The sequence below is a fragment of the Microbacterium sp. SSM24 genome (assembly GCF_025989145.1).
Classification (GTDB): Bacteria; Actinomycetota; Actinomycetes; order Actinomycetales; family Microbacteriaceae; genus Microbacterium.
In genome coordinates, this window is the sequence record NZ_JAPDNQ010000001.1 from 2045038 (window position 1) to 2069914 (window position 24877).

The 24877-nt window shown below is 68.6% G+C and carries 33 protein-coding genes and 2 tRNA genes; 14 read left to right on the forward strand and 21 right to left on the reverse strand.

Features of this window, described 5'->3' with window-relative positions; genetic code table 11:
• Nucleotides 1–52: 52 nt before the first annotated feature.
• Complete coding sequence (locus tag OL358_RS09430) at nucleotides 53–1636, reverse strand: phytoene desaturase family protein (protein WP_264709719.1); 1584 nt, start codon at nucleotides 1634–1636, stop codon at nucleotides 53–55.
• An 85-nt stretch (nucleotides 1637–1721) separates the two neighbouring features.
• Here OL358_RS09430 and OL358_RS09435 point away from each other — a divergent pair, with 85 nt between their 5' ends.
• From OL358_RS09435 to OL358_RS09450, 4 genes are all read left to right on the forward strand, one after another.
• A complete protein-coding gene (locus OL358_RS09435) occupies nucleotides 1722–2522 on the forward strand; it encodes an inositol monophosphatase family protein (RefSeq protein ID WP_264709720.1) in 801 nt (266 codons plus the stop codon).
• A 200-nt stretch (nucleotides 2523–2722) separates the two neighbouring features.
• Nucleotides 2723–4201: a M23 family metallopeptidase gene (locus tag OL358_RS09440; protein ID WP_264709721.1), complete on the forward strand. Its 1479-nt coding sequence runs from the start codon at nucleotides 2723–2725 to the stop codon at nucleotides 4199–4201.
• Nucleotides 4202–4265: 64 nt separating this feature from the next.
• Nucleotides 4266–4337, forward strand: a tRNA-Thr gene (locus OL358_RS09445).
• Between the two features lie 25 nt (nucleotides 4338–4362).
• A tRNA-Met gene (locus tag OL358_RS09450) sits at nucleotides 4363–4436 on the forward strand.
• On the opposite strand, the gene OL358_RS09455 is transcribed toward OL358_RS09450, so the two are convergent.
• From OL358_RS09455 to OL358_RS09480, 6 genes are all read right to left on the reverse strand, one after another.
• Nucleotides 4434–5450 carry a tyrosine-type recombinase/integrase gene (locus OL358_RS09455; protein WP_264709722.1) on the reverse strand — a complete coding sequence of 339 codons (1017 nt, stop codon included), beginning with the start codon at nucleotides 5448–5450 and terminating at the stop codon, nucleotides 4434–4436. The genes OL358_RS09450 and OL358_RS09455 overlap by 3 nt on opposite strands.
• Before the next feature lie 37 nt (nucleotides 5451–5487).
• Nucleotides 5488–5910, reverse strand: a complete 423-nt coding sequence (locus OL358_RS09460) for a hypothetical protein (protein ID WP_264709723.1) — start codon at nucleotides 5908–5910, stop codon at nucleotides 5488–5490.
• Nucleotides 5911–6028: 118 nt separating this feature from the next.
• Nucleotides 6029–6268 (reverse strand): hypothetical protein, encoded by a 240-nt coding sequence (locus OL358_RS09465; RefSeq protein WP_264709724.1) that lies wholly within the window; start codon nucleotides 6266–6268, stop codon nucleotides 6029–6031.
• A 168-nt stretch (nucleotides 6269–6436) separates the two neighbouring features.
• Complete coding sequence (locus OL358_RS09470) at nucleotides 6437–6754, reverse strand: hypothetical protein (RefSeq protein ID WP_264709725.1); 318 nt, start codon at nucleotides 6752–6754, stop codon at nucleotides 6437–6439.
• A gap of 298 nt (nucleotides 6755–7052) precedes the next feature.
• Nucleotides 7053–7304 carry a hypothetical protein gene (locus OL358_RS09475; protein WP_264709726.1) on the reverse strand — a complete coding sequence of 84 codons (252 nt, stop codon included), beginning with the start codon at nucleotides 7302–7304 and terminating at the stop codon, nucleotides 7053–7055.
• Nucleotides 7301–8377: a replication initiator gene (locus OL358_RS09480; protein WP_264709727.1), complete on the reverse strand. Its 1077-nt coding sequence runs from the start codon at nucleotides 8375–8377 to the stop codon at nucleotides 7301–7303. The genes OL358_RS09475 and OL358_RS09480 overlap by 4 nt, the downstream gene beginning before the upstream one ends.
• Before the next feature lie 142 nt (nucleotides 8378–8519).
• On the opposite strand from OL358_RS09480, the gene OL358_RS09485 reads away from it, so the two are divergent.
• Entirely contained in the window at nucleotides 8520–9092 is a 573-nt protein-coding gene (locus OL358_RS09485; RefSeq protein ID WP_264709728.1) for a YdeI/OmpD-associated family protein, read from the forward strand.
• A gap of 36 nt (nucleotides 9093–9128) precedes the next feature.
• Here OL358_RS09485 and OL358_RS09490 read toward each other — a convergent pair whose 3' ends face one another.
• The 3 genes from OL358_RS09490 to OL358_RS09500 all read right to left on the reverse strand — a co-directional run bounded on the left by OL358_RS09490 (nucleotide 9129) and on the right by OL358_RS09500 (nucleotide 12138).
• Nucleotides 9129–9818 (reverse strand): phosphatase PAP2 family protein, encoded by a 690-nt coding sequence (locus tag OL358_RS09490; protein WP_264709729.1) that lies wholly within the window; start codon nucleotides 9816–9818, stop codon nucleotides 9129–9131.
• 169 nt (nucleotides 9819–9987) lie between these two features.
• Entirely contained in the window at nucleotides 9988–10923 is a 936-nt protein-coding gene (locus tag OL358_RS09495; protein WP_264709730.1) for an RNA polymerase sigma-70 factor, read from the reverse strand.
• Nucleotides 10924–10956: 33 nt separating this feature from the next.
• Entirely contained in the window at nucleotides 10957–12138 is a 1182-nt protein-coding gene (locus OL358_RS09500; protein WP_264709731.1) for an NAD(P)/FAD-dependent oxidoreductase, read from the reverse strand.
• 314 nt (nucleotides 12139–12452) lie between these two features.
• On the opposite strand from OL358_RS09500, the gene OL358_RS09505 reads away from it, so the two are divergent.
• The 3 genes from OL358_RS09505 (at nucleotide 12453) to OL358_RS09515 (ending at nucleotide 13699) form a co-directional block, all read left to right on the forward strand.
• Entirely contained in the window at nucleotides 12453–12758 is a 306-nt protein-coding gene (locus OL358_RS09505; protein ID WP_264709732.1) for an NIPSNAP family protein, read from the forward strand.
• A 78-nt stretch (nucleotides 12759–12836) separates the two neighbouring features.
• A complete protein-coding gene (locus OL358_RS09510; RefSeq protein WP_264709733.1) occupies nucleotides 12837–13178 on the forward strand; it encodes a DUF2834 domain-containing protein in 342 nt (113 codons plus the stop codon).
• Nucleotides 13179–13366: 188 nt separating this feature from the next.
• Entirely contained in the window at nucleotides 13367–13699 is a 333-nt protein-coding gene (locus OL358_RS09515) for a hypothetical protein (RefSeq protein ID WP_264709734.1), read from the forward strand.
• Between the two features lie 62 nt (nucleotides 13700–13761).
• Here OL358_RS09515 and OL358_RS09520 read toward each other — a convergent pair whose 3' ends face one another.
• Nucleotides 13762–14109, reverse strand: a complete 348-nt coding sequence (locus tag OL358_RS09520; RefSeq protein ID WP_264709735.1) for a toxin-antitoxin system YwqK family antitoxin — start codon at nucleotides 14107–14109, stop codon at nucleotides 13762–13764.
• Between OL358_RS09520 and OL358_RS09525 the strand changes: the two genes are divergently transcribed.
• Nucleotides 14108–14329, forward strand: a complete 222-nt coding sequence (locus OL358_RS09525; protein ID WP_264709736.1) for a hypothetical protein — start codon at nucleotides 14108–14110, stop codon at nucleotides 14327–14329. The genes OL358_RS09520 and OL358_RS09525 overlap by 2 nt on opposite strands.
• 62 nt (nucleotides 14330–14391) lie before the next feature.
• On the opposite strand, the gene OL358_RS09530 is transcribed toward OL358_RS09525, so the two are convergent.
• On the reverse strand, nucleotides 14392–15114 hold the full coding sequence (locus OL358_RS09530; RefSeq protein ID WP_264709737.1) for a Type 1 glutamine amidotransferase-like domain-containing protein: 723 nt from the start codon (nucleotides 15112–15114) through the stop codon (nucleotides 14392–14394).
• Nucleotides 15111–15236 (reverse strand): hypothetical protein, encoded by a 126-nt coding sequence (locus OL358_RS09535; RefSeq protein ID WP_264709738.1) that lies wholly within the window; start codon nucleotides 15234–15236, stop codon nucleotides 15111–15113. The genes OL358_RS09530 and OL358_RS09535 overlap by 4 nt, the downstream gene beginning before the upstream one ends.
• A gap of 520 nt (nucleotides 15237–15756) precedes the next feature.
• Between OL358_RS09535 and OL358_RS09540 the strand changes: the two genes are divergently transcribed.
• Nucleotides 15757–16683, forward strand: coding sequence for a hypothetical protein (locus OL358_RS09540; protein WP_264709739.1), 927 nt, complete (start codon nucleotides 15757–15759; stop codon nucleotides 16681–16683).
• A 13-nt stretch (nucleotides 16684–16696) separates the two neighbouring features.
• Here OL358_RS09540 and OL358_RS09545 read toward each other — a convergent pair whose 3' ends face one another.
• From OL358_RS09545 to OL358_RS09570, 6 genes are all read right to left on the reverse strand, one after another.
• The gene (locus OL358_RS09545; protein WP_264709740.1) at nucleotides 16697–17317 is read right to left on the reverse strand and encodes a GNAT family N-acetyltransferase; all 621 of its coding nucleotides are present in this window, start codon (nucleotides 17315–17317) and stop codon (nucleotides 16697–16699) included.
• A gap of 60 nt (nucleotides 17318–17377) precedes the next feature.
• The gene (locus OL358_RS09550; RefSeq protein WP_264709741.1) at nucleotides 17378–17506 is read right to left on the reverse strand and encodes a hypothetical protein; all 129 of its coding nucleotides are present in this window, start codon (nucleotides 17504–17506) and stop codon (nucleotides 17378–17380) included.
• Entirely contained in the window at nucleotides 17506–17673 is a 168-nt protein-coding gene (locus OL358_RS09555; RefSeq protein ID WP_264709742.1) for a hypothetical protein, read from the reverse strand. The genes OL358_RS09550 and OL358_RS09555 overlap by 1 nt, the downstream gene beginning before the upstream one ends.
• A 137-nt stretch (nucleotides 17674–17810) precedes the next feature.
• On the reverse strand, nucleotides 17811–18047 hold the full coding sequence (locus OL358_RS09560) for a hypothetical protein (protein ID WP_264709743.1): 237 nt from the start codon (nucleotides 18045–18047) through the stop codon (nucleotides 17811–17813).
• Nucleotides 18044–19027 carry a hypothetical protein gene (locus OL358_RS09565; protein ID WP_264709744.1) on the reverse strand — a complete coding sequence of 328 codons (984 nt, stop codon included), beginning with the start codon at nucleotides 19025–19027 and terminating at the stop codon, nucleotides 18044–18046. The genes OL358_RS09560 and OL358_RS09565 overlap by 4 nt, the downstream gene beginning before the upstream one ends.
• Nucleotides 19028–19092: 65 nt before the next feature.
• Nucleotides 19093–19326: a helix-turn-helix domain-containing protein gene (locus OL358_RS09570; RefSeq protein ID WP_264709745.1), complete on the reverse strand. Its 234-nt coding sequence runs from the start codon at nucleotides 19324–19326 to the stop codon at nucleotides 19093–19095.
• 113 nt (nucleotides 19327–19439) lie between these two features.
• Here OL358_RS09570 and OL358_RS09575 point away from each other — a divergent pair, with 113 nt between their 5' ends.
• The 4 genes from OL358_RS09575 to OL358_RS09590 all read left to right on the forward strand — a co-directional run bounded on the left by OL358_RS09575 (nucleotide 19440) and on the right by OL358_RS09590 (nucleotide 21985).
• Nucleotides 19440–19976 carry a helix-turn-helix domain-containing protein gene (locus OL358_RS09575; RefSeq protein WP_264709746.1) on the forward strand — a complete coding sequence of 179 codons (537 nt, stop codon included), beginning with the start codon at nucleotides 19440–19442 and terminating at the stop codon, nucleotides 19974–19976.
• A gap of 25 nt (nucleotides 19977–20001) precedes the next feature.
• Nucleotides 20002–20430 (forward strand): hypothetical protein, encoded by a 429-nt coding sequence (locus OL358_RS09580; protein WP_264709747.1) that lies wholly within the window; start codon nucleotides 20002–20004, stop codon nucleotides 20428–20430.
• Nucleotides 20423–21115 carry a phosphatase PAP2 family protein gene (locus OL358_RS09585; RefSeq protein ID WP_264709748.1) on the forward strand — a complete coding sequence of 231 codons (693 nt, stop codon included), beginning with the start codon at nucleotides 20423–20425 and terminating at the stop codon, nucleotides 21113–21115. Before OL358_RS09580 ends, OL358_RS09585 begins: the two co-directional genes overlap by 8 nt.
• Before the next feature lie 69 nt (nucleotides 21116–21184).
• The gene (locus tag OL358_RS09590) at nucleotides 21185–21985 is read left to right on the forward strand and encodes a DUF1206 domain-containing protein (protein WP_264709749.1); all 801 of its coding nucleotides are present in this window, start codon (nucleotides 21185–21187) and stop codon (nucleotides 21983–21985) included.
• A 49-nt stretch (nucleotides 21986–22034) separates the two neighbouring features.
• On the opposite strand, the gene OL358_RS09595 is transcribed toward OL358_RS09590, so the two are convergent.
• Together OL358_RS09595 and OL358_RS09600 are read right to left on the reverse strand one after the other, a co-directional pair.
• On the reverse strand, nucleotides 22035–23750 hold the full coding sequence (locus OL358_RS09595) for an amidase (protein WP_264709750.1): 1716 nt from the start codon (nucleotides 23748–23750) through the stop codon (nucleotides 22035–22037).
• Between the two features lie 74 nt (nucleotides 23751–23824).
• Complete coding sequence (locus tag OL358_RS09600) at nucleotides 23825–24865, reverse strand: agmatine/peptidylarginine deiminase (RefSeq protein ID WP_264709751.1); 1041 nt, start codon at nucleotides 24863–24865, stop codon at nucleotides 23825–23827.
• Between the last annotated feature and the right edge of the window lie 12 nt (nucleotides 24866–24877).

The window sequence follows — 24877 nt, forward strand, 5'->3', positions numbered from 1 at the left end:
CCGGGCGTCCCGCGCGCCTCGCGGGCCGGCGTCAGCCGACCAGTTCGCGGTGTCAGCCGAGGAGTTCGAGCGCGGCCATCGCGGCGTTGTGGCCGCCGAGACCGCTGACCGCGCCGCCGCGGTGCGCACCCGAGCCGCACAACAGCACGCGGTCGTGTGCGGTTTCGACGCCCCAGCGCTGCGCGGGCGTCTCCAGCGGCGCGTCGTCGTCGGCCCACGGCCACGACAGCGGACCGTGGAAGATGTCGCCCGCGATCATCCCGAGAGAGTTCTCGAGGTCGGCCGTCGTGCGGGCCTCGACGCACGGCGTGCCGTCGGGCGCGTCGAACACCACGTCGGCGATCGGCTCGGCCAGCACCGAGTCGAGTGAGCGCTGCGCTGCCGCGAGGAGTTCCGAGCGTGCGGCATCCGGATCCTTGCCCTCGACGAGGCGGTGCGGCACGTGCAGACCGAACAGGGTCAGCGTCTGCGCACCCGATGCGCGCAGCTCGGCGCCGAGAATCGACGGGTCCGTGAGGGAGTGGCAATAGATCTCGGCGGGCAGAGGGCTCGGGATGCTGCCGCCCACCGCGGCGTCGTAGGCGGCTTCGAGCTGGGTCATGGTCTCGTTGATGTGGAAGGTGCCGGCGAACGCCGCCTCGGGCGCGACGGTCGAATCGCGCAGGCGGGGGAGCCGGCGCAGGAGCATGTTGACCTTCACCTGCGCGCCCTCGGGGGCAGCGGATGCCGCGACGGAATCGCCCATCAGTCGTGCGAGCACGCTCGGTCCGACCCCGCTCAGCACCGCGCGCGCACGCACGGTCGCTGAGCCTCCAGCGCCCTCGAACGCGACCTCTCCGTCGGGCGAGATCGAGGTCACCTCGCTGTGCGTGCGCAGTTCGGCCCCCGCGTCGCGCGCTGCCCGCTCGAGCTCGCCGCTCACCTGTCCCATGCCGCCCACCGGGACGTCCCAGTCGCCGGTCCCGCCGCCGATGACGTGGTAGAGGAAGCAGCGGTTCTGTCGCAGGGTCTCATCGTCGGCCGACGCAAACGTGCCGATGAGGGCATCCGTCAGCGCGATCCCCCGGGCGATGTCGCTGTCGAGGGCGCCGCGCAGCATCGAGCCGAGGGGTCGCTCGAACAGGTCGTCCCACAGCTCGGCGTCGCCCAGCGCATCGCGCACGGCGCTCCGGCGCTGCAGCGGCGCGGTCACGGTCGGGAACAGCTGCCGTGCGACGGGGGAGATGCGGTCGTAGAACGCGGCGAACCGCTCGGCCTCGGTCGTGGTGCCGGTCACCCGCGCGAACGAATCGGCCGTCGCCGCGGCATCCGCTGTGTCGACCAGGATCCCTCGCGAGGGATCGCTCGGATCCGGCGTGTAGGAGGAGTACCGCCGGCGCTTGAGGTCGATGCGCAGGCCGAGGTCGTCGATGACGCGCCGGGGGAGCAGGCTCACCAGGTACGAGTAGCGGGAGAGGCGCGCGTCGACGCCGGCCCACGGGCGCTCCGAGACGGCGGCGCCGCCGACGTGGTCGAGGCGTTCGAGCACGACGACGGACTTTCCTGCGCGGGCGAGGTACGCGGCAGCGACGAGAGCGTTGTGCCCGCCGCCGACGATCACGACGTCATGGGTTGCGGAGTGGACTGCTGCGGCCATCTCTCCACGCTATCCGGGCCGGGCGGACCGTGGTCGATGGTCTGTGGACGAACGGATGCCGCCCCTCCGCGGCTAGCGTGGAGACATGAGTCTTGCGCGCGACCTCGAAGCCCTCGCGATCGACATCGCACAGGATGCCGGAGCGCTCGCCAGGATGCGGAGGCAGGAGGGCGTCGCGATCGCGGCGACGAAGTCGGCGCTCGCCGACATCGTGACGCTCGCCGACCGGGAGGTCGAGGCGCTGATCCGTGCCCGGCTCGCCGAGGCTCGCCCCGAGGACGGCTTCCTGGGCGAGGAGACCGGCGCCGAGCGCGGCACCTCCGACGTGACCTGGGTCGTGGACCCGATCGACGGGACGGTCAACTACGCCTACGGCATGCCGCAGTACGCGGTCAGCATCGCTGCGGTGATCGGCGAACCCGTGGCGGGGCAGTGGGAGGCCATTTCGGCGGCCGTGTACGCCCCCGCGCTCGGGGAGGTCTTCCACGCGGCGCGCGGTGCCGGCGCGTGGCTCGGCGATCAGCAGCTGGCGGTCAACGCCGAGGTGACGCCCGCAGGCGGACTGCTCGCGACGGGATTCGGGTATGACCCGGCGACCCACGCCGGCGACCTCGCCCGCGTCGCGCGGGTCATGCCGATGGCCCGCGATCTCCGTCGCGGCGGGTCTGCCGCATTGGACCTGGCGTACGTCGCGGCCGGGCGGCTCGACGGCTATTTCGAGCGAGGACTCGCCCCGTGGGATCACGCGGCGGGGGCGCTGCTGGTGGCCGAAGCAGGCGGCGAATGCACGTTCATCGCCGGTGACGACACGAATCCGCGGCCGCTCATCGTCGCATCGTCGCCGTCGATCTTCGAGCGCCTGCTGCAGCTCTCCCTCGACGACTGACCCTGGATGTTTCATCAGAATGAATGGAAATCTGGCGACTTTCCACAGCCCCACATGGCATTCCCAGGCCACCCGAGGTAGTGTTTACCCGATCGTTACTTTCGCCCCCCGAATAGCGGAATAGATCACTGCCCGACGCCCGAACCGTTGCCTCCCCCAGCGACACGACCGAGAGCTTCCGCTTGCCTCTTGACGCCCCGATGGCTGAACCTGCGCCCACGCGCCGTTCCAGCCGCATCCCGACGCCGCCTGCACAGGCATCGTCGGAGACCCTCGGAGCATCACGCGCGGAGCTGCGTCGCCGGGCGGCCGCGTCTGCGACCGAGCGGCCCACGGTCGTTCTGGGCACTCCCGTCGATGAGAAGCGGAAGGATGCCGCGGCCGACGCACCGGTCGCCGTTCAGCCGCTGACCGATCTTCCGGCCGCGCCCGCACCCGCAGCGATCGAGCTTCCCGCTCCGGTCGAACCGCTGGTCGCGCCGCTCAGCCGCCGCGCTCGACGCGCCCCCGCGCCGATGATCGAATCGGTGCTGACCCCCGCTGAGCCCTTCGAGCTGCTCGAGCCCGTCGTCGCCCCCGAGGCATCCGACGAGGTCGTCGTGCTCGAGACCGTCGAGCTGGTCGCCGAGCGTCCGGTCCGCCGTCAGCGCGCGCCCCGCCGGCCGATCGACCAGGCTCCCGCCGACGAGGCTCCCGTCGAGGTCGAGCCCGCCGCCGCTTCGTTCGACGAGGCCGTCCGTCCGTCGCAGGCGGAGGATGCAGCATCCGCCGTCGATGAGTTCGAAGCCGCCGCCCGTCTCTTCTCCTTCACCGGCGAGTTCGCCGTGCAGTCCGACGCAGAGACCGCCGAGGCAGCCGTCGAAGACGAGATCCTCGAGGCCGAGACCGGCGACGAGAAGCGCGCGGCGGCCCACCAGGCTCCGCGCAAGCGCCGCACCAGCCGTGGCACCGCCTTCAAGCGGGTCACGGCTGCATCGTTCTCGGTCGGTGTCATGGGCATCGTCGGACTCATGACCGTCAGCATGACGACCCCCGCCGAGGCCGTCGCCGCCGCGAATGGAGCGGACGCATCGGTGATGTCGGTCGTGGCTCCCGGCGACACGACGAGCATCGACCTCAGCCCCGACGAGATCCAGGCCTACGTCGCTCCCGCGACCGTCCAGGCCGAGACCCTCGACCGCACCGGCAGCTACGACACCACCACGGTCGCTGAGCTCGCGGGGCAGGCCGGCATCCGCAACTTCTCGTCCCTGTTCCACAACGACCCGAACGCCCCCATCCAGTGGCCGTTCGTCGTCGGCGTCACCATGTCGTACGGCTTCGGCATGCGCGACGGCAAGCTGCACAAGGGAATCGACTTCACGCCCGGCGCGGGTTCGCCCATCCAGGCCATCGCCGACGGCACCGTGCGTGTCGCCTCCGAGGCCGGCGGCGACTACGGCGTGCACGTCATCATCGACCACATCATCGACGGTCAGCTGATCTCGAGCCACTACGCGCACATGCAGTACGGCTCGCTTCAGGTGGTCGCCGGACAGAAGGTCACCGTCGGCACCGTGCTCGGCCACACCGGCAACACCGGACGCTCGTACGGCGCCCACACGCACTTCGAACTGCTGCAGAACGGCACTGTTCCGATCGACCCGATGCCCTGGCTGCGGGAGCACGCCGGAGGCTGACGCCGATTAAGAGAGCGCCCGTTGCTCTGGTATTCTCTTCTAGTTGCCCGCTTGCGGGCAGCACGCCCCGATAGCTCAGTGGCAGAGCACTTCCATGGTAAGGAAGGGGTCGTCAGTTCAATCCTGACTCGGGGCTCGCAAGACACCTTTCGGTGAATCGCGGCAGGGTAGCTCAGTTGGTGAGAGCGCACGACTCATAATCGTGAGGTCGCGGGTTCAAGCCCCGCTCCTGCTACAGATCGAAACCCCCGGATTTCCGGGGGTTTTGTCGTGTTTGACCCGTGTGTGCCGCGCTCTCACCCCCTCGAAAAGTGACCTCACGATTTGCACCGTTGACCGCGTCGCGGACTGCCAGCGCAGCTTCGGTTCCGGAGATGTGCGTGTAGCGCTCCGTGGTCGTGATCGACGCATGGCCCGCCACCTTCTGAATGTGCGCGGGAGCGACGCCCTGGCGCGCCAGGCGCGAGAGAAACGTGTGTCGCAGATCGTGAAAGCGCAGCGGCTGCCCGTCGGCGAAGGTCGCGATCTGGTCGCGGACCGCGGGCCAGCGCAACGCACGCGACAGGTTGGTGCTGTCGAAAGGTCCGCCGAGCTTGCCGGTGAAGATGTGTTCACGACCGAGTGAGCGCGCGGCATCGAGCCACGGGGTGAGCTCTTCGAGGATCGGGACCTGCCGCGACTTGCCGCTCTTGGTGGGTCGCTCTTCGAGTCGCCCGTGACCGTCCGGTGAGAACGTCCGCCGCACGGTGAAGTAGTGCTGATGTTCGTTGAGGTCTTCCCAGCGCAGTCCGACAAGCTCGCCAAGTCGAAGGCCGGTGAATGCGAGGCCAGCAAGCGCACGTTGGCCGGATGGGTGAAAGCTCGTGAGCGAAAGCATGCGTTGTACCTGGAGGTCGTCGAGTGCGCGTGACGTCCATTCCGATTCGCGCGCTTTGCCACGACTGTGGGGGAGCGAACGGCACGGGTTCGCGGGGAGTAGTCCATCCATCACGGCGAGTTCGAGGATCTTCGACAGGAGCGCGACCGCATCACCTTTGGTTGACTCCGCACCAGTCCAGAGCGCCCTGGCCTTCGCGATGGTCAATGGTCGCAATTCAGCGAGGGGAAGAGCGCCAAGCGTCGGCTCGACGCGAATAGTCCACGCCCGCGCGTAAGCCTGGACCGCGTTTGACGTGAGGCCGTCTTCGACCAGCGCGCGGAACTCGCCGAAGAACTCGGCGAGGGTCGTCGCGGCAGAGTCTAGTCTCACATTTGAGACTCTAAGGGTAAGGGGCGTGGAGTGTCAACTATGAGACTACGTCGGGATTCTCCGTTTCGACGTCGTCGTCACCCACGCTGGAGGTCCGCTTCGCGAACCTAGTCATGAAGTCTTGGAGGAACGCTTCTACGTCCACCTCGATGCCCGGGAACTCACAGACGTCTGGGTGCTCGCCGAACACCGCGCGGAAAGCTGAAATGCGCCTGTAGATCGTCGAGCGACTCATCCCAAGGTTCTTCTGCAAGCCCTCGAACCCCCCAAAGAGTCGCCAGATGAGCCAGAAGCCGAAAAGGTCGACCGCTGCAGAGGCGGCTTGCCCGCGAAGTGCCTGGCGAAGCCAGGGAAAGGCGGAGTACAGAGGCTTGTTGATCGCCTTGTTCGCTGAGTGATACGCGTCCCATGCGTCTTCAAGCGCACTCTTCGCGCGACCTTCGCCCTCTGGGGAAGCCATGCGCTCTGCTCGAAAGTCCGCCATGAGGGCTCCCTTGAAGTCTCAGTTTCTGGGACTACAGCCTAGTCGTACGCACCGACGCCCTCACCGCCTGGTCGCGGGGCGAAGCGATGGTGGCCTAGCGGAGAGACGGTAGCTGGATGCCGAAGGTCGCGAGTACGGCGTGCAGTAGGCCGACGCCAACTACTGTCCAGCCCATGATCCGAAGGATCTTCGCAACCTCGTCGACGGTGCTACCCCGCCAATACGTGGTGCGGTATACGCGGCGAGCGAGCCATAGCGCGCGCCAGCGGAGAAGCGCGCCGAGCCGGGCGATAGCGAGGCCGATCGCAACAGTGCCGATCTGCCACGTTTCCACGGCCACAACTCTAGGCCGGGCAGAGCGCCACCCAGCACTCCCGAATTCTTCTACACAAGATCAAGACGTGTGGCGACGGCTCGGACACCGGGTGAGAACGAAATCATTCACGCCCACACCTCGGTCGCGGTGTCGCCCAGAAGCGCGCTTGATCGCAGGCGCTGACGCTTAGTTGAGCGAGGTAAGAGTTACCCACACCACATCGACGACGCAGAGTCCATCATCCGTCTGCCTGAAAAACACATCCCCGGGCATCTCCATCCCCTCGAACTGTCGCTCGCTGGGGACATAGACATTGATGCTCCAGGCAGGATCGAGCGCCGCCTGGTTGGGCCAATACTCCGGAACGAATCGCTCCGGCTCCTCCGCGGAAACTCCCGCCCAGTCTGCCGGTTCTCCAAGGCGAGGTTGCTGTCCTACGCAGACGTAGGAGGAGGCATCGCCTTCGGCCGCAGCTTGTGCGAATTGGTTCGTCGTGTCGATCACCTGGGCACCATCCGCACCCCAGATCAAGGTGTCGAGCGTGCAGCCCGAAAGCACGATCGTCAGCGATGCGATCGCTATCGCGCATCCAGCTGCTCGCGCGCCCCTCGGTCGCGATCTCCGTAGTGCTTCCACAGGATCAATTATGACGCCCGCCAACGCGCGGGCTGCCGCCCTCCGCGCTTCGCGCTCCGGTTGCCCTCGGCAACCCGTCCCCGACTCGTGTGCGGCGTGCGTCAGCGATCCGGACCGGGCGCGCGCGTGCCGCACGCGGCATCGCTTCGCGCCCGATCCGTCCCGCTCACGCCCATTCGTACATCGACCACGGGGGCGCGATCTCCGACCGCACCGCCACCAGCGGATACGCCGCCAGTTCTGGCCAGAACGACAGGAAGGCGTCGAGCGCAGCTTCGGGTGTGTGGACGAGGCCCGTGACACCGCCGACGGGTTCGCCGGGTCGACCGAACACGTCGCGCAGGTGAATCTCCCAGTCCGGGAGCGGCTCGCCCTCGGTGTGGTTGTCGTTGATGCACATCATGGTTGTTCCTTTCATGGCGCGGACCAGCCCCGCGCGATCAGTTCGCGCCGCGACCGCGCCGCAAGGTCTTCCAGCGGCGCCGGCACGACAGGCGGCACAGGTTCGCCGGCCTCATCCCGCAACCGCGATTCCCACCACTCGCGCCGTAGCCGGCGCTGCACGGTTCGCGTCAGGCCGGGGAAGGACCAACCGGTGCGGTTCTTGGTACGACGCGATGCGCTGACGACCTGAGAGCGTGAGCCGAACCGCTTGTGCACGAGGTTCACGCAGTCCTGCGGCTCGCAGTCGCGCGAGCAGCGCATCTGCCGCGCGGCGTCGCCGAGGGCGACCTGATGCCGCCACACGTCAACCGGAGCATCGTCGGACGCCATCGCGACGTCTTTGAGCACGTAGTTCAGTGCTTTGGAGAGGTACCAGATGGTCTTGGCTCCGTCGCCGTCCGCGCGGAAAGCGTCGCAGCGCGCTTGTGTGCCCCACTCGACGACCACCCCGGCATCCACGCGCGACACCGCCGTCGCAGTTCGAGCGGCGTCCCGCAGCACGTCGGCAGGGGGAGCCTCGAAGCGAGCAACGCGGATGATCGCGTGCACGTGCAGGACGCCGCGGTCCTGCCACTCGCGGACGATGAAGTACTCGAGCGAGTCCCACCGATCCCGCATCCGTCGCCGTGTGCGATCCCACAGCACCCCAGCATCCCGGTTCCAGGCGACCTGGCCCGCGTAGTCGTACGCGCCGCCGTCGAGGGGCACACCGCGCAGCCCGGCATCCGTTGCGGAGTGCTCGACGCCGCAGCCGCACACCCCGACCCGCTGCCCGGCGTCACGCGGCACACGGTGCACCCGCCCGAACGACGGGGCAGTGAGCGTCAGCAGATAGAAGCGAAACTCCGCGACCGGCCCGTCAAAGACACCGGAGCGGGCGATAGCGGCCCAGTCGCCGCGGTAGAGCTCAGCGCAAGACTCGCACTTGGACTTGATCCGCGAGCCGCAGCGAACCCATACGCCGGTCGCGGTGCGGATGGGGGAGGAGCACCCGCGAGCGACCACCGCAGCGCGGGCGGTCGCGTCCTCTTCGGTAGTAGCTCGCATAGCAAGCGGCTACGGGTACACGCCTCATAATCGTGAGGTCGCGGGTTCAAGCCCCGCTCCTGCTACAGATGAAGGCCCCGGTTCGCCGGGGTTTTTCTGTTGCCCGGCCCGGGCTGTCGGTGCGAGGGTCTACCGTTCGAGAATGGTCGCCGCCTCTGCCAAGCCCGAGCTGCACGTTGACACCGTCGAGGAATGGGAGCGCTGGCTGGAGGCCGATCCCGATCCCGACGGAGTGAGACTGCGCGTCCGCAAGGTGGCGTCGAACAAGCCGGGCATCACCTACGCCGATGCGTTGGACGTCGCGCTGTGCTTCGGCTGGATCGACGGGCAGAAGCTGTCGTTGGATGGCGACTACTTCCTGCAGGTCTTCACGCCGCGGCGGCCTCGCGGGGTGTGGTCGAAGGTCAACGTCGAGCACGCCGCCCGTCTGATCGAGGCGGGCAGGATGCGGCCGGCCGGTCACCGCGAGATCGAACGAGCGAAGGAAGACGGGCGGTGGGATGCCGCCTACCGTCAGCGTGATGGCGAGGTGCCGCCGGAGCTTCAGGCGGCTCTCGACGCCGACCCTGCGATCGCCGCTGCGTTCGCCGCGCAGTCGGCGCAGAACCGGTTCGCGATGGCGTTTCGCGTGAGCAGTCTCAAACGGCAGGAGTCCCGTACGGCCCGCGTCGCTCAGTACGTCGCCATGCTCGCACGGGGCGAGACGATCCACTGAGTCGCGCGGTGAAAGGAGGGCGCCGAGATTCCCCGCCTACGACGAGAGCAGCTCACGTCGCACCACAGCGGCGCTCCACCGTCCCAGCACGGCGCCTGCGACGACGTCCGAGATGTGGTGTTGGCCACGGTAGACCCGCGAGAAGGCGATCGCTGCGGGAATCCCGTACCGCAGGAGCGGGCCGAGGAGCCGCGCGCCGGGGGCGCCGTGGCGATCCAGCAGGTCGGCCAGCGTGCCGTGGAGCGCGAAGGCTGCTGCCGTGTGTCCGGAAGGGAACGACGATGTCGCGTGCGGCTGCTCCGGGCGCCACACCGACTCGGGTCGAGGCCGTCCCACGAGTGCCGCGGATGCGACGAAGCAGGCGGTCTCGAGGGCGAGCACCGCAGCAGGGGCGACCGCTGAATGGCGGCGGCGCGTCAGCATCCACGTGACACCGCACCAGATCGCACCGTTCGCGATGGTCTGCGGCACGCCGGAGTACCACGACAGCGGCTGGGTGACCCTGTCGATCGGCTCGCGTGACTCCGTCGGGCTGGCGGGGTGAGTCACGACAGCGACAGCGGCGTCGCCGTCGTCCGTCCGGTGGCCGAACGCGTCCTGGAGTGTTCGCACCGCCCGGTCTTCGCGTGGGTCGTCGCCGCCGAACAGCCGCAACGCCCGCCCAGCCACGGCGAGAGCGATGATCGCTCCGAGCCCCGGCAGGACGACGGCACGCAGTATCGGCATGCCCGGAGCCTAGTTGCGCGGCGTGGATGCCGACAGGAATGACGAAGCCCCCGCGCGACAGCGTCGTGCGGGGGCTCGTTTAGGTATCTCAGCTATCGCGGCTCATAGTCTGTGTCCTTCCCTCGGGATAGCGAATATAGCCACCACAGCGGGCTTTGACAACGGGGGTCTATTGCAAGGAGCTTCGGCGGCGCTTTCGCTCCTCTACGAGCGCATCGCGCAGAGCCCACACGTTGGCGACAGGTCCGAGGTGCTCGAGCTTGTCCGGGTTGACGATCGTGCGCACGGTCTGGATTCGCCCGTCGAGGACGTCGAGGCCGATGATCGCGGCGATCTTGCCGTCGGGTGCGCGGTAGATCGCGCCGGGTTGGCCGTTCACGTCGTGCAGTTCCGCGATCACGCCCGACCCGACGAGGAGAGGCGAGAATCCGCTGATCATCCGAGCGACGTTGTCGGCGCCGATGATGGGTCGCGTGAACGCGGGGCCCTTGCCTCCGCCGTCCGCGACCGCCTGCACGTCGGCCGCGAGAAGCTCTTTGAGGCCGTCGACGTCGCCCGCTCGGAAGGCGTCGAAGAAGCGCGCGGCCAGCTCTTCTCGCTCACGGCGGTCCGCGTCGAACCTCGGCCGCCCGGCCTCCATGTGCCGACGGGACCGTACCGCGAGCTGCCGGCACGCCGCCTCCGAACGGCCCACGGCCGACGCGATCTCTTCGTACTCGAAGCCGAACACCTCGCGCAGCACGAACACCGCACGCTCGAGCGGGCTCAGCCGCTCGAGCAGCAGCAGAGCCGCCATCGAGACCGAGTCCGCGAGCTCCGTCGCGCGCTCCGGGTCCTCGTAGGGATCGGTCACAAGGGGCTCAGGAAACCATGGCCCGACGTACGACTCGCGTCGCACGCGAGCGGAGCGGAGCACATCGATCGAGATCCGCGTCACCACAGCCGAGAGGTACGACTTCACCGACGCGGGTGAGGTACCGGATGCTTCGTACCGGAGCCACGTCTCCTGCACAGCATCCTCTGCCTCGGTCACGCTGCCGAGGATCCGATACGCGATCGCGAACAGCAGCGACCGCAGTTCCTGGAACTCGTCTGCACGGGACATCCGAATCACCTCACCCTGGCGTCGCTCACGGTGTCAGCCTGCCACTGGTGTCGCCGCTTCCGCCGGGACGCGGTGGCTGTGCGGCCACCGCACCAGTCCGGGCATGCGCCTCTCCGAGGCGATCGCCGGCAGCATGGCGCCGAGCTGGATCCGCTTCATCATCACCGCGGTGCGGCCCGTGAGTGCGCGGCCCGTCGCGAGGTCGTCGTGGTCGGTCATCTGGAGCACCGCGGCGCGGCTGCCCAGGCTCAGGCATCGCGCGACGAAACCGAGGTCGAACGGCCTGTCGCCGTCGCCGCCGAGGATGTCGTCCCGGATGAGATCGGCGGCGTGCGCGCCGGAGGGCAGCGCGAACTGGCACGACATGCTGTACCGATCGCCGCCCGGACCCGCGGTGTGTCCGGCGTCGCCGACGGCGATCACCGTGGGGTGCGAGATCGAGCGGAGCGCGGCATCCGTGATCACCGCTCCGTGCTCGTCGACGGCGATCCCGGCGTCGCGAGCGAGGGTTCGGGGGGCGAAGCCGCCGCACCAGACGGTCAGGTCGGCCGGCACCTCGGCTCCGTCGCCGAGCACCACCGTTCCCGGGCGCAGTTCGCGCACCTCAGCACGGGCGACGGCCTCGACGCTGAGCCGGTCGAGCGTCTCGCGAACATGACTTCGTGCTCGAGGGCCGAACCAGCCGGCGACGTCTCCCGACTGCACGAGCTGCACCCGCACGTCCGGACGCACCTCGGCGAATTCCGTCACGGTCTCGAGGCCGGTGAACCCTCCGCCGACGACCACGACCTCGGCGCCCGCCGGCAACGCGGCGAAGGCGACGCGGAGTCTGCGGGCCGAGTCGAGGTCTCCGACGCCGAACGCCAGTTCGCCGCCGGGGATCGGTGCCGGTGCGGCACCGCTTCCCGTCGCGAGGATGACTCGATCGAAGTCGATCGTGCGCATGCCTTCCGAGGCGGATGCCTCGGCGCGACCCGCGTCCGCATCGAGGGCGACGACGGTTCCCTCCACGAGCCGCACATCCGTGCCCAGAAGGTCGCCGAGGTCACGCGAGGGGACGTCGCGCCCGGCGGCGAAATGGTGCATCCGCAGTCGATGGACGAAACCCGGTCGCGGGTTGACGACCGTGACGTCGACGCGGCCGCGGGCGCGACCCGCGAGCCGAACCGCCGCGACCGCGCCGGCGTACCCCGCGCCGACGACAAGGACCTGCATTCTGCCGTTCTTCGAAGTGCTCATATCCACGTGACGAGGCAGCCGCTCCGCGTGTGACACGTCGGATGACAGCGCGCCGCGACGCCTGACGCTGTCTTCTCCGTTTGTGCGGGCGAATGTGCGCCTGCCTGCCTGCGCAGGCGCACATTCGCCCGCACAAACGGACAAGGGGTCGGGCGGCGATCGCCCACCGTGCTTCGCACTGCCAACTTCCGAGCTCTCTCTGCCGCTCTTCGCACGCGGGGCCGCGATCGGCGTCGGGCAGCCTTCTCATCGACAAGACTCGTGAGAGCCCCAATTGCAGAGGACCCTCGATGATCACCGTTCATCTTCGCTATGAGATCGATCCTGAGAAGCTCGACGACTTCACCGAGTACGGCCGTGCGTGGATCCATCTCGTCAACAAGCTCGGCGGAACCCACCACGGCTACTTCATGCCCAGCGAGGGCGACAGCGACGAGGCGTTCGCGCTGTTCACCTTTCCGTCGCTGGCCGACTATGAGGTCTACCGCGCCGCGTCGATGACGGACCCGGGGTGTCAGGAGGCATTCGAACTCGCGCGACGTACCCGGTGTATCCGCCGATACGAGCGTCGGTTCCTCTCGCCGGTGTTCGCCTAGGGGTCCTCCCATGATGCGTGTCTCGATCCCGACCGGCTGAGCGCCGCGTCAGACCCCGGACCCGGGGATGATCGAGTCATGAGACGTCACTGGACACCGCTCGGCTTCGCCTACCTTGGGCTCGCGATCGCCGGCCTCGTCGGCACCTGGTACTTCAACGTCCTCGCGATCATCCAGATGCGGGACTACGTCGGCGACCTGACGACCAGCGGGCCCGCCGTGTCGTCGTTCGGGATCGACCTGCTCGTCGTAGCTGTCGCGGGGAGCATCTTCATCATCGTCGAGGCTCGGCGCCTGCGTATGCGATTCGGCTGGCTGTATGTGGTGGGGGCGGCGCTTACCGCGTTCGCGTTCACCTTCCCGCTGTTCCTCGCCATGCGGCAGCGACGCACCACGGAGCTCGCGCGTGCCGAGGAGTGATGCCGCTTGCTACCGCGGGCGATGCGAGGCCGCCACTGTGGACTGTGGGTTCGCAAGCCGCTCGTCAGTCGAGCATGCACCTCTGGGTCGACGGTCGACTCGGAACAGGATGTCGCTGGCAAATGCACTATCGGCCACCAATTCGGTGGCCGGGGGAAGCCGGTCGCGGCCGAGGTACAGTGCAGGCCATGGAACAGCACCAGCCCATGCGCAGAGTGATCCGCATGTTTCCGGATTACGGGCGCGACTACCCGCTGTGGGAGAACTCGACGCCGACCTGGGACGTCGGCTACACCACCACTCCGGCGGACTACGGGCTGAGTGAGGAGCTCGGCGCAGAACTAGGCGCCTGGCAGGCGTTCTGGGAAGAGCATGCCAACAGTTCGGAGGAATGGGACACGGACGACAATCTGCGTGCGTGGCTGCGTCGGGGCGAGGCGCTGGCTCGTCGAGTGCAGACCGAGGTCAGCGAGTTCGCCGATGTGCAGATCGAGTTTGGACCACGGCCTCGCAGGTTGTGATCAGTTCGAGGGCGTCGTCCATCGCTCGCACGAGGGTCCTCAGTCGGGAGGAGAGGACGTGACTAGTCGCCGTACTGGGTCTCCTTATGCGGAGCGCCTGCGCGGTCGTAGGTGGTCCAGGTTCCGATCTGCCGGCCGCGAGCGAACGAGCCGCTGCGCATGATCGTGCCGTCGAGTCGAAACCATTCCCAGTAGCCATGCATCTCGTCATCGAGCATCTGGCCACGACCGCGAAGGCTGCCGTCTCGGTGGAGAACCTCGCGGTGTTCGGGCTGCGTCATTCCGCCATGCTCCCAGACAGGATCCATGCGGGTCATGCCCACTTTCGTCTGCGCAGATGTCGATCTGTTGTGCAGATGTCGATCTGTCAGCGAGCGGTAACTGCCCTCGTTCGCGGTGGTGTGGGCCATGCTGGAAGTCATGGCTGGTACACCGAGTGGGTTCGTGTTCGCGGTGCGGGGCGACCGCGTTGAGATACGCCACGATGGTCGGTTGGCGGCGACGTTGCGAGGGTCGGCGGCGTCCAAGTTCCTTGACGATGTCGAACGGCGTGACCCACAGCAGCTGATGGCTCGAGTGACGGGGAACTACAAGCGCGGCAACGAACGCAACGAAAGCCGCCGGATCTGACTCGCACACCCCACCTATTCATCGACGTCGGGGCGAGCCCGGTCGAGGCGAGCCGGGGCGCCTTACTTGCCGATCGTGGAGACCAGCACGCCGCCCTCAGCGGGAAGCACGCGCCAGACGCTGCCTTCGCCCTCGACCCGCAGCCCGCCGTCGCCCACGATGAGGGCCGTGCGCTCGTCGATGCCGAGCGCCCCCGCGATCAGCCCGGATTCGACGGCGGCGACGAGTCGGGACAGCACGCCGCGCTGAGCCACGTGCACCTCGATGGCCACGTCGACCAGGCCGATGCCGGATTCGACCTCCAGCTCGTATCCCTCACCGGGATCCTCGGGTGAGACCACCACATCGCCGATACGCGAGCCGCCCCCGAGCGAGCCTTCCGCCGCGATCATCGCGCCGGCGGAGATACCGAGGTAGGGCACACCGCGAGCAACCAGCCGACGCAGCTCGCTGAACACCGGCTCGAGCCCGGCGCGCACCTCCTCGACGACCCCGCCGCCCACGGCGATCCCGTCGACGTCGGCGATCGCGCCGAGTCCGATCGGCTGGCCCGGCCGCCCCGTGGTCAGGTGCACCTCGATCGCGGTCTCTCCTGCGGCCGCGGCCAGAAGCTCGCCGAGCGCCGCCGCCTTCTCCTCGGCTTCGGGGTGGAGCGAGATCACGGCGATGCGGGGCCGCTCGCGGCCGGCATGGCCTGCTCGCGCCGCCGCTTCAGCGACGAACGGCGCGTGGAGCGCGGCATCCGCAATCGTGGTCGCACCGCCGCCGATGAGGTGCACGCTCACGCGACATCACCCCCAGCGGTGAGGGCAGGCGATGGGGCCGCAGCGGCGATCCGGTCCCGAAGGGGCATCTCGCGGCGGGCTTCGTCGATGCCAGTGCCCGCATCGTTCGAGTCGAAGATCATCCGAGGAGCCTACGCTGGACCGCGGACCTGCGTGGGGGCATCCAGGCTGTCCGCTTCGGGGATGAGCATGCTCGCCATACTCCGCCGATGTCTCCTGTGCACGAGGGCGTGGCTGGGTCGCCGAGTGTCCGGATCGGGGCAAACGGACGCCGCGCAGGGCGGACAGTTGTTTCGGACTCCGACGTTCGGTTCTCGACACATCTTGACATCTCGCCTCCGGAGGCGGATGCTTCGTCCCAAAGAGGTGGGAGCCATGCTCGGCATGGTGGGGTGCGGTGGCCTCGCGGAGAGGCACCGGGCGGATCAGCGCGATTCTGGGGAGAAAGGGTGCTGAAGCCCTCGACGCCTTCACGCCGCAACCGGTCCACTTCGCGATTCCGGCCGATCTGAGCCGGTCGCAACGGGTTCGCGCTGGTCCTGGGCAGGTTCAGCGCGAACCCGAACTCCCGGGTGACGTCGCGCGCCGCGCGCACTACCTTCGAGTTGAAGAGCCATGCACGCTTCGTCGGAAGGGGATCCGATGTCGACGACACTCACCTCGGAGCCGAGCACCGCGCCGGACGGCCCGAACAGAGATCGACCACGCTCCCGTGTGCGTCGTGTCTGGCTTTCGGTGCTCGTCCTCGCCATCGTGGGCGCCGTGATCGGTGGCTCGGTTGTGTTCGCATGGATGGTCAACGAGGTCCGGTTCGACCGTCCGAGCGCGGAGTTCGACGAGTTCGCAGCCCAGGTCGAGGGGCTTCCCGGGGTGCAGAGCGTCGAGAGCGAGAGATGGGTCGAAGCGCCGGCGTTCTTCGACCCGACATCCTCGCTGTTCGTGACGGTGGACCGGTCAGGGTTCCCTGGAGTCATCGATGCCGCCTGCGCGACCGACTACCCGGAGACGGTCTCATGGTCGTTTCGCGTGGAGACCCCCGCGGATTCCACCGTGATGCTGCACTCCACATCGGTTCCGGATGCCGTCGCCGGCGTCAGCCGATGCCCCGATTTCGGCTTCGAGGCCGGACCTCTCGTGGATGAGCTCGACCTTGTCGCACCGGGCCTGGTGATCCAGCCGATCATGTGGAACGCCGACAAGCTCGCGCTGGTCGCGATCGAGGAGGAGCTGCCTGCGGGGTACACGCAGCTGCTGCCGCTCGTCCAGCACGCCGACGACGTGGTCGCTGCCTCCGGAGTCGACCCCGCCGAGGACGTGGAGATCAACGCGGCGAGCCTCGGCCTCGTGTTCGTGCCGAGGTATGGCGACGCGTACGCCAGGCTCCTCACTGAACTGGCGGAGGATTTCGGCGTCACCAGCTTCTGGGCCAGTGGCGGCGACGACATGATCGACGGCGAGCCGCTCGTGCAGATCGCCGCTCCACCTCGGTTCCATGCGGCGATCGAGGACGCGATCCTGTCGTCGGGACTGCCGATCGCGGGTGATCCGATCCGGTTCCTCGAGCAGTAGGTCTCTGCCGGCGTTAGGGGCGTGCGGACGGGACCGTGATGCGCATCACGGTCTTGCTCTTGCCGATGTGACGTTCGAAGGTGAAGCCCGCCTTCTCGAACATCGCCCTCGTGCCGTTGTGAAGGAAGGAGGATGACGTCTTCTTTCCGGGGACGAGTTCGTTGGGGAACGAGACCACTTCGCCGCCGCCGGCCTGCGCGATCAGGTCGAGCGCGCCGTCGAGCGCTTCGCGCGCGACTCCGGATCGCCGGTGGTCGCGGTCGACGAAGAAGCACGTGATTCGCCACGGGGCCGGATGGGATTCTCCGGCGTCGTACTGCTTGCGGTGGTAGATGCCCGGCAGCTCTGTCGGGCTGCCGTACTCGCACCACGCGATGGCGTCCTCGCCGTCGAAGACGAGCGCGGCGTGGGCGACCCCCTCATCGACGAGGCGCCGTTTGAACGTTGCTCGGTCGTAGTCGTCCTTGACGGTGTGCTCGGTGTCTCCGTGAAAGTACGAGCAGTAGCATCCGCCCCAGACGCCGTTGTGCTTCTGCGCGAGCGCCAGCCAGGCGGGGAAGGTCTCAGGGGTGAGCGGTCGCACGACGTGCGCGCTGCGCGCGGCGTCGTCGACTGGCGTCTCCTCGTCGGGCATGGCGGGCTCCTCGAATGGGGGTGCCGCTAGTCTGCCGACCACCGCCGACATCGGAAAGAGTCAGCGCCCGCGACGGCGGCGACTCGCCTGGGCGATGGCAAGCACCGCCCACGTCGCAAGCGCGATGAAGACGAGGGCCACCGCCGCGACGACGACGAGGTTCACCCAACTGGAGAGCGACTGATCCATCACTCGCGCGCAGGCGGTGGATCTGCGGGTCGGTCAGCCACGCCGGGAGCCGGCGTCTGCTTCCGGCGACTGCGGTCCCACGAAATCGCGAAGATCAGTGCCGCGAGAACGACGACGAGACTGATGCCGAACACCGCCAGATTGAGAACTAGTGCATCGCCGAGCATGGCGACTCCTTTCGGATGGGCCGGTCGCAGGGGCGACCGTGGAGGAGTTGACGTCGAGCAGACGGCCGGTGCGGGTGGCGACGCACGGTGGAGCGCGCCGCCACCTGCACCTCACTCCGTCGCGACGGACGGTGTGTTCATGTGTCGGCGCCGCCGTCAGCACCTTCGCGGTTCCGCTTGAGAGCTCTCATCATCGCCACATACCAGACCGTGGCCGGGATCACGGCGATCACGAAGAACAGCCAGGTCCACTGAGGAAAACTCACGGACAAGACGACCGCGGCGAGGATGATCGCGTTGATCGTCACCGTGCCGAGAAGGTGACTCATCGGGTGGGAGATCGTCCAGAACCACCCGTGCGGCGCCTCGCTCATCGGCAGGGACCTCCGCGATACGTGTCGACCCACCAGATCAGCCCGGGGGTCAGGTACGGGTACGTCGCCGTGATCTGCACGCAGCGCTTCGGGCTCGAGTTCTGGGCGTTGCTCGCGTTCCACCAGAGCACGCTTCCAGCGAGGACGCAGACGGGCAGCATGGGTCCGCACCCGATGGAGGCGATAACGCCGGCGCCGCCACTCGCGATCGTCGCCGTCTCGGCCCTGTTGAACCTCACCCGGTACTGGAAGAAGTTCGGTCGGTCGAACGTCGGGTCCGCCGTCACCGGGTAGGCGTGCATGCCCTTCGCATGTGAGACCACCTGGGTCAGCACGGACCCCGACGCGACGTACCGCGTCGGAACGTCGACGCCGTTGGCGTCCTTGGCCCAGGGAGCCTCGACGTCGGCGACGATCTTCTCGGCGGTGACGGTCTCACCGGTCTCAGGATCGGTGACCTGCTCCACCACGTAGGCGATCGCGCCGCCGTCCTCCTGGATCTCGACCGTTGCTCCGGCGCCGAAGTCGTAGGAGAACCGCTGAGCCTGAGCGGGGCTGTCGATCACGGTCGTGACGCGGAGCGCATCCTCGGCGGCGACGACATTCACCGACGGGGTCTTCGCGTCGCCGAGATAGGTCACGGACCCATCCTCGGCGACGACGGCGTCGTCGAGTCGACCCGCGGCGGGAAGTGTGAACGAGAGCACGTCCGTCCCGTCTGCGGAGACGACCTCGATTCCGTCGCTCGGGTCGGTGGCGACATGGGTCTGGCCGCCGCCGTCCAGCGTGGCGGCGACGCCCGAGGACACCGGTGCGAGATCAGCGGCGACGATCTCCGACGGTGCCACCTCGGAGATCGTCTGGGCGACAGCATCCGCCGCACTGTCGGGCTCGGACGCCGCGTGTGCGGCGGTCGCCGGAAGGAGCAGCGCGAATGCCGCGACCCCCGCGAGCAGGGCGGTGAAGGGAGGGTGTTTCATTGAGTCTCCTCATCTGACTGGGGGGATGCTGCTGGTGCTCCGCGCGGCGATCGCTCGGAGCTCTGTCAGGGGGTGTCGTCGGCCTTCGGGGCGGATGTCCGCTCGGTCGACTGCTCGATGAGCGCGTCGGAGAGCACCGATGCCACGAATCCGAGCCACGCATCGCTGGGATTCGCCTTGCCTGATTCGACGCGGGACAGGTAGGACTCGGAGACGCGCGCCCTGCGGGCGACTTCGCGCGCGGTGAGCCCGGTGCGCTCTCGCAGCGCCCGGAGGACCGTTCCCGACTTCTCGCTCATGTCGGAAAGAGGCTATGGCTTTTTCCGACCCCGGAACAACCGTTCTGAGGAACTTGTGGAGAACTCTTTCCTTGAGGTGTGCGTGAAAGGGAAAGAGTGCTACGGTTGCGGCCATGGCAACCACTGACGAGCGGAAAGACCTGCCACTCACGCGGTACGCGATCGAGAGGGCCTCCCAGCACGATCGACAGTCGTACGCCGTCGTGCTCTCGGAGCTGATCGCCCGCAGCGACCTCCAGCAGAAGGAGCTCGCGGAGGCCGCGGGAGTCACCGCCCGCACCATCCGGAACATCGTCCAGGGCAAGAACATCCCTCAGGCCGACAAGATCCTCGCCCTCATGCGTGCGCTGGGGGTCGACATCGACGGCGGCGACGACCTCGACGTCCGGCCGTACACGAAGATGCTCGCGCCCGTGATCCGGCGCATCGATCCCGACCATCGGGCCGCCGCGGTCTCCGACGCGATCGGCATCCTGTCCGATGCCGCCGTCGCGCATCCCGACCGCACGCGCCTCGCGCAGGTCACCGATATCGCGCGTCGCGATGTCGGCGGTCCGGGTGAGGATCTCCACACCGTGCAGCTCGACGGTGCGAAGCTGGCGGCATCCACAGACGACAGCGCCGTGGATCCCGCCCGGGGCGAGAGCTAGGCGACGGCGAAGTGAGGCAACGCAGATGTACGGGGTGAGCGACTTCGAGGACCGCCCTTCCGTCGAGGACTACGACCCGTGGGAACACGCCGCGATGCTCGGACTCCCGATCGTCTTCCGCGACGACCTTCCCGATGCCCGCATGGTCGCCTGCTACTCGGAGGAGCACACGGCCGTCTTCGTCCGTCCCCGTCTCCACGGCGCTGTCGAGCGGTGTGCGATCGCGCACGAGATCGTCCACTTCGAGCACGGCGACGTGGGCATCGCTCCGGCGCAGGAGCAGCGCGCCGACCGCATCGCCGCGCGGCGGCTCCTGCGGCCACGTCGTCTCGATGAGCTCGCCGGCGTCACCGAGGATCCCGCGGTCGTCGCCCTCGAGCTGCGCGTGACCGAGAGGGTCATGCGCACCCACCTGCGGATGCTGCGCCACGGCGTGGCGGAGCACCGTGGCTGACTCGCCGTCGAGCGCTCCCGTCGCCGACGGCGCCACCGACGAGACACCGGCAGAGGTCGACGCGCGGCGCGCGGTGGCACTGGTCGTCGGCGTCGCCGCGACGGTCGCTTTCGTGGTGCTGCGCATGATCGTCGCGCTCGGCGGGCACGAGCCGCTGCCGATCGATCTGTGGTGGCACGACCTCATGGTGGCCACGCTCTCCGACCCCGTGGTCGTCATCGCGTGGGTTCCCGCGATCGTCGGCGGCACGCTCGGCATGATCGTGATCGGTCTGGTGATCGTCGCGCTGTTCCTGTGGAGGAGAAGACGGTGGGATGCCGTCACCGTCGCGATCGCGCTCGTCGTCGTGGTCGCGATCGGCGCTCCGATGGCGGCGGTCATCGCGAGGCTCAGACCCGAGGATTCGCTGGCCGAGCAGGTCGCGACATCCTTCCCCTCCGGGCATACGGCTGTGGCGACGACGCTCGCCGTCACGCTGGGGCTGCTCCTGCGGCGCTGGTACGTGTGGGTGTGCGGCGTGATCTGGGTGATCGTGATGATGTGGAGCAGGTGCTACCTGCACGCGCACTGGCTCAGCGACGTCGTCGCCGGGATGCTGGAGGGCATCGCCGTCGCGACGCTGGTGTGGACGGCGGTCGAGGCGTTCCGCGATCGACGGGCGGTCGCCGCCGACGCCGGGCGCTGAGTCCGAAGCGCATTCGCGCGCGAAATCAAGCCCCCTCGCTGCGGTCGTCTGCGTCGATAGTCTGCGCGCATGACCAATGCGAAATCCGCCGCACGCGCCGTGCAGGATTCCACCGTGTTCCGCACGATCGCCCGGATCGGCTACGTGGTCCTCGGCATCGTCCACATCGTCATCGGCGTGCTCGCCATCTCGATCACCAGCGGGGGCGGCCAGAACGCCGACCAGGGCGGTGCGATGGAGCAGATCCGCCAGGCGCCCCTCGGCGTCCTCGTGCTGTGGGTGATCGCCCTCGGGCTCGCCGCGCTCGCCGTCTGGCAGATCGCCGAAGCCGTCGTCGAACGGGACCCCGACGCCAAGAAGAAGTGGGGGCACCGCGTCAAGTACCTCGGCACTGCCGTCGCCTACATCGCGATCGCGGTCACCGCGGTCGTCTACGCGATGGGTGGCCAGTCCGACTCGTCGTCCTCGAGCACCTCGTTCAGTGCGCAGCTGATGGCGACGCCCGGGGGAGTGGCGCTCCTCGTGGGAGTCGGGCTCCTCGTGCTCGCCATCGGAATCGCCTTCATCGTGCGAGGCTTCACGCGCGCGTTCGAGAAGCACCTCGACCTGCCCGCGGGGGCGGCACGCCAGGGCATCGTCGCCTTCGGCGTCGTCGGGTACGTCGCAAAAGGCATCGCCGTGGCGGTCACCGGCGTGCTGTTCGTCGTCGCGGCGCTCACGCACGATGCCGGGACCGCCGGCGGACTCGACGCCGCGCTGCACTCGCTCGCCGCGCTCCCGTTCGGCCCGCTGATCCTCTGGGTCGTCGGCGGCGGGCTCATCGTCTACGGCGTGTTCTGCTTCGCTCGCGCGCGATACGCCCGCATGTGAGGCAGTCGAGGGACGGATGCCGCGGCCGAGGCATCCGGACGCCCCGCGTTCAGCCGTCGAGACGTGGGGTGCGCGGCGGTGCCGAGCGGCGGGTGCCCGTCGCTTCGAAGCCAGCCGCGAGCTCGAGCAGACGCGTGTCGTCGTAGGCCCGGCCGATGAAGGTGAGCCCGACGGGCATGCCGATGTCGGCCATCACCCCCATCGGCACGGTGACCGACGGGATGCCGAGGTGGCGCATCGGGAGGTTGCCGTTCGCGATCCACACGCCGTTGCGCCAGCCGAGATCGGCGGACGCCGGGTTCACATCCATATCGGCGGGGCCGACGTCCGCGACCGCGGGGAACGCGACCGCGTCGAGTCCGAGCCCGTCCATCCACTGCTCGAGGTCGACACGGCGCGTCCGCTCGAGCCCGTGCAGGCCGGCCTCGAGCTCGGGGATCTCGGTCACGCTCGACACCGGGTGCCGTCGCACATGATCCGGGTATTCGGCGATGTCGTCGTCGAAGCCGGTGTACCGGTCGGGCAGCGCCCCGTCGGGGTGCGGGAAGATGCGGGCGCCGTCGACGTCCGCGAGCGTGGAGAGTGAGGGGTCGCCGTTGGCGCGGAGGAAGTCGTCCCACCCCCACGCCGAGAGGTCGACGATCTCGCGATGCAGGAACTCGGGCGTGACGAACCCGCGCGAGGCGATCGTCGGGGCGCCGGGTCGGTCGCCCTCGTAGTTCGAGACGACGGGGAAGTCCACCTCGACGACTGTCGCGCCGTGAGCCTCGAGGTCGCGGCGCGCCGCCTCCCACAGGGCGATCACCGACGGGCGCGTGTCGATGCGCTGCCCCGTCGGCCCACCGATGCCGGGCTCCTCCGCTGTGCCGGCGAGCGGGTCGGCGTTGATGTACATGCGGGGCACGCCGATCCGACGTCCGTCGAGCGTCGCGCTCGGCTCGGTGGCGGCGAGCTCCCGATACGAGGCCGGTCGAACGGCAGAGCTCGCGGGGAGCTCGATCCACGGCTGCGCGCGCCAGAAGTCGCCGCGCGTCTCGGGGTCGTCGGCCACCACGATGTCGAGCACCTCGAGCAGGTCGGCCATTGTGCGCGCGTGCGGCACCACGACGTCCATCGTCGGAACGAGCGGCCAGTTGCCTCTCACCGAGATCACGCCGCGCGACGGCGTGTACGCGCATAGGCCGTTGTTCGACGCCGGCCCGCGTCCGCTCGACCAGGTCTCCTCGCCGAGCCCGAAGGCGGCGAAGCTCGCCGCCGTCGCGGTGCCCGAGCCGTTCGACGAGCCCGATGCGAAGGGAGCAGTGAGCCACTCGGCGTTGTATGGGCTCTCGGCTCGCCCGTAGAGTCCGCGCTGCATACCGCCGTTGGCCATGGGCGGCATGTTCGTCAGGCCGAGGCAGATCGCGCCGGCGGCGCGCAGTCGCTCGATGGTGAAGGCGTCGCGCTGAGCGATCAGGTCGGCGAAGGCGGGGCTTCCCGATGCCGCCGTCAGCCCGCGCACGAGGTAGCTGTCCTTGGCGGTGTACGGGATCCCGTCGAGCGGTCCGCGCACGGAGCCCGCGGTGCGACGGGCATCGGATGCCTCGGCCTCGGCGACCGCGCCGGGATTGGCGACGACGACGGCGTTCAGCGCTGTCGGCGTTTCGGGACCGTCGAACGCCGCGATGCGCGCGAGGTACGCCTGAACGAGTCCGACCGCGGTCGTCTCGCCCGACTCGAGCGCCGCCCGCAGCTCCGCGATGGTCGCTTCTACAACGTCAAACATCGGGACTCCAGACAGGCCGAGTCGAGGCGGTTCCTGAGTAGGCCGCGGAGCGACCGTGTCGAAGGGCGACGACATCACACATGGGACGCCGCCGTCGGCTGCTGCTGCGTGATGCAGTGGATGCCGCCGCCCCGCGCGAAGATGGGCCGGGCGTCGACAGTCACCACGCGGCGCCCGGGATACGCCTCCGACAGGATGCTGCGCGCCGCGGCATCCGCTTGTTCCTCGCCGAAGCCGCAGGCGATGACGCCCTCGTTCACGACGAGGTGGTTGATGTAGCTCCAGTCGACGAAGCCCTCGTGGTCGCGGAGGGTGGCGGGCGCCGGCACGTCGATGATCTCGAAGGAGCGTCCGGCGGCATCGACTTCGTTCTCGAGGAGCGCACGCAGTTCGCGGGTCACCTCGTGGTCGGGGTGTGCGGCATCGGGCTGGTGGTGCAGCAGGAGGCGACCGGGCGAGGCGATGGTGGCGACGATGTCGACGTGCCCGTTGGTGCCGAAGTCGTCGTAGTCGCGTGTGAGACCGCGGGGCAGCCAGATCGTCTTGGTGGTGCCGATGGTGCGCGCGAGCTCGGCCTCGACGCGGGCGCGGTCGGCGTACGGGTTGCGCCGGGGGTCGAGCTGCACGGTCTCGGTGACGAGCACGGTGCCCTCGCCGTCGACGTGGATGCCGCCGCCTTCGTTGACGAGGACCGAGCTGATGAACTCGGCACCGGTCTCGGCGGCGACGAAGCGGGCGATCTCAGCGGACTCGCGCCACTCGGCCCATGCCGGCGCGCCCCAGCCGTTGAAGATCCAGTCGACGGCTCCGAGCACGCCCGGGCGCTCGTCGTCGAGCACGAAGGTCGGACCGAAGTCGCGCATCCAGAATTCGTCGAGCGGTGCTTCGACGATCTCGACGTCGCCCGAGAGCATGCGGCGCGCGCGGTCGATCTCGGTGGGGTCCACCACCATCGTCACGGGTTCGAACTCGGCGATCGCGTGGGCGGTCGCCGTCCAGGCCGCGTAGCACTCCTCCTGCTCGGTCGGCTCCTCGCCGAGTGTCTGGCCGGCGCGGGGGAAGGCCATCCACGTGCGGTCGTGGGGCGCGGTCTCGGAAGGCATCCGCCAGACCATGAGGTGTCCTCT

Coding starts and splice junctions, on each gene's coding strand:
- OL358_RS09500 (WP_264709731.1), bottom strand. CDS start 12,138: ATGCAGGTCCTTGTCGTCGGCGCGGGGTACGCCGGCGCGGTCGCGGCG.
- OL358_RS09575 (WP_264709746.1), top strand. CDS start 19,440: ATGGCAACCACTGACGAGCGGAAAGACCTGCCACTCACGCGGTACGCG.
- OL358_RS09510 (WP_264709733.1), top strand. CDS start 12,837: ATGAGACGTCACTGGACACCGCTCGGCTTCGCCTACCTTGGGCTCGCG.
- OL358_RS09515 (WP_264709734.1), top strand. CDS start 13,367: ATGGAACAGCACCAGCCCATGCGCAGAGTGATCCGCATGTTTCCGGAT.
- OL358_RS09545 (WP_264709740.1), bottom strand. CDS start 17,317: ATGCCCGACGAGGAGACGCCAGTCGACGACGCCGCGCGCAGCGCGCAC.
- OL358_RS09550 (WP_264709741.1), bottom strand. CDS start 17,506: ATGGATCAGTCGCTCTCCAGTTGGGTGAACCTCGTCGTCGTCGCGGCG.
- OL358_RS09485 (WP_264709728.1), top strand. CDS start 8,520: ATGGTCGCCGCCTCTGCCAAGCCCGAGCTGCACGTTGACACCGTCGAG.
- OL358_RS09540 (WP_264709739.1), top strand. CDS start 15,757: ATGTCGACGACACTCACCTCGGAGCCGAGCACCGCGCCGGACGGCCCG.
- OL358_RS09535 (WP_264709738.1), bottom strand. CDS start 15,236: ATGATCTTCGACTCGAACGATGCGGGCACTGGCATCGACGAAGCCCGC.
- OL358_RS09555 (WP_264709742.1), bottom strand. CDS start 17,673: ATGCTCGGCGATGCACTAGTTCTCAATCTGGCGGTGTTCGGCATCAGT.
- OL358_RS09590 (WP_264709749.1), top strand. CDS start 21,185: ATGACCAATGCGAAATCCGCCGCACGCGCCGTGCAGGATTCCACCGTG.
- OL358_RS09440 (WP_264709721.1), top strand. CDS start 2,723: ATGGCTGAACCTGCGCCCACGCGCCGTTCCAGCCGCATCCCGACGCCG.
- OL358_RS09520 (WP_264709735.1), bottom strand. CDS start 14,109: ATGGCCCACACCACCGCGAACGAGGGCAGTTACCGCTCGCTGACAGAT.
- OL358_RS09495 (WP_264709730.1), bottom strand. CDS start 10,923: ATGTCCCGTGCAGACGAGTTCCAGGAACTGCGGTCGCTGCTGTTCGCG.
- OL358_RS09430 (WP_264709719.1), bottom strand. CDS start 1,636: ATGGCCGCAGCAGTCCACTCCGCAACCCATGACGTCGTGATCGTCGGC.
- OL358_RS09490 (WP_264709729.1), bottom strand. CDS start 9,818: ATGCCGATACTGCGTGCCGTCGTCCTGCCGGGGCTCGGAGCGATCATC.
- OL358_RS09595 (WP_264709750.1), bottom strand. CDS start 23,750: ATGTTTGACGTTGTAGAAGCGACCATCGCGGAGCTGCGGGCGGCGCTC.
- OL358_RS09435 (WP_264709720.1), top strand. CDS start 1,722: ATGAGTCTTGCGCGCGACCTCGAAGCCCTCGCGATCGACATCGCACAG.
- OL358_RS09565 (WP_264709744.1), bottom strand. CDS start 19,027: ATGAAACACCCTCCCTTCACCGCCCTGCTCGCGGGGGTCGCGGCATTC.
- OL358_RS09525 (WP_264709736.1), top strand. CDS start 14,108: ATGCTGGAAGTCATGGCTGGTACACCGAGTGGGTTCGTGTTCGCGGTG.
- OL358_RS09580 (WP_264709747.1), top strand. CDS start 20,002: ATGTACGGGGTGAGCGACTTCGAGGACCGCCCTTCCGTCGAGGACTAC.
- OL358_RS09475 (WP_264709726.1), bottom strand. CDS start 7,304: ATGAAAGGAACAACCATGATGTGCATCAACGACAACCACACCGAGGGC.
- OL358_RS09505 (WP_264709732.1), top strand. CDS start 12,453: ATGATCACCGTTCATCTTCGCTATGAGATCGATCCTGAGAAGCTCGAC.
- OL358_RS09570 (WP_264709745.1), bottom strand. CDS start 19,326: ATGAGCGAGAAGTCGGGAACGGTCCTCCGGGCGCTGCGAGAGCGCACC.
- OL358_RS09600 (WP_264709751.1), bottom strand. CDS start 24,865: ATGGTCTGGCGGATGCCTTCCGAGACCGCGCCCCACGACCGCACGTGG.
- OL358_RS09480 (WP_264709727.1), bottom strand. CDS start 8,377: ATGCGAGCTACTACCGAAGAGGACGCGACCGCCCGCGCTGCGGTGGTC.
- OL358_RS09460 (WP_264709723.1), bottom strand. CDS start 5,910: ATGGCTTCCCCAGAGGGCGAAGGTCGCGCGAAGAGTGCGCTTGAAGAC.
- OL358_RS09560 (WP_264709743.1), bottom strand. CDS start 18,047: ATGAGCGAGGCGCCGCACGGGTGGTTCTGGACGATCTCCCACCCGATG.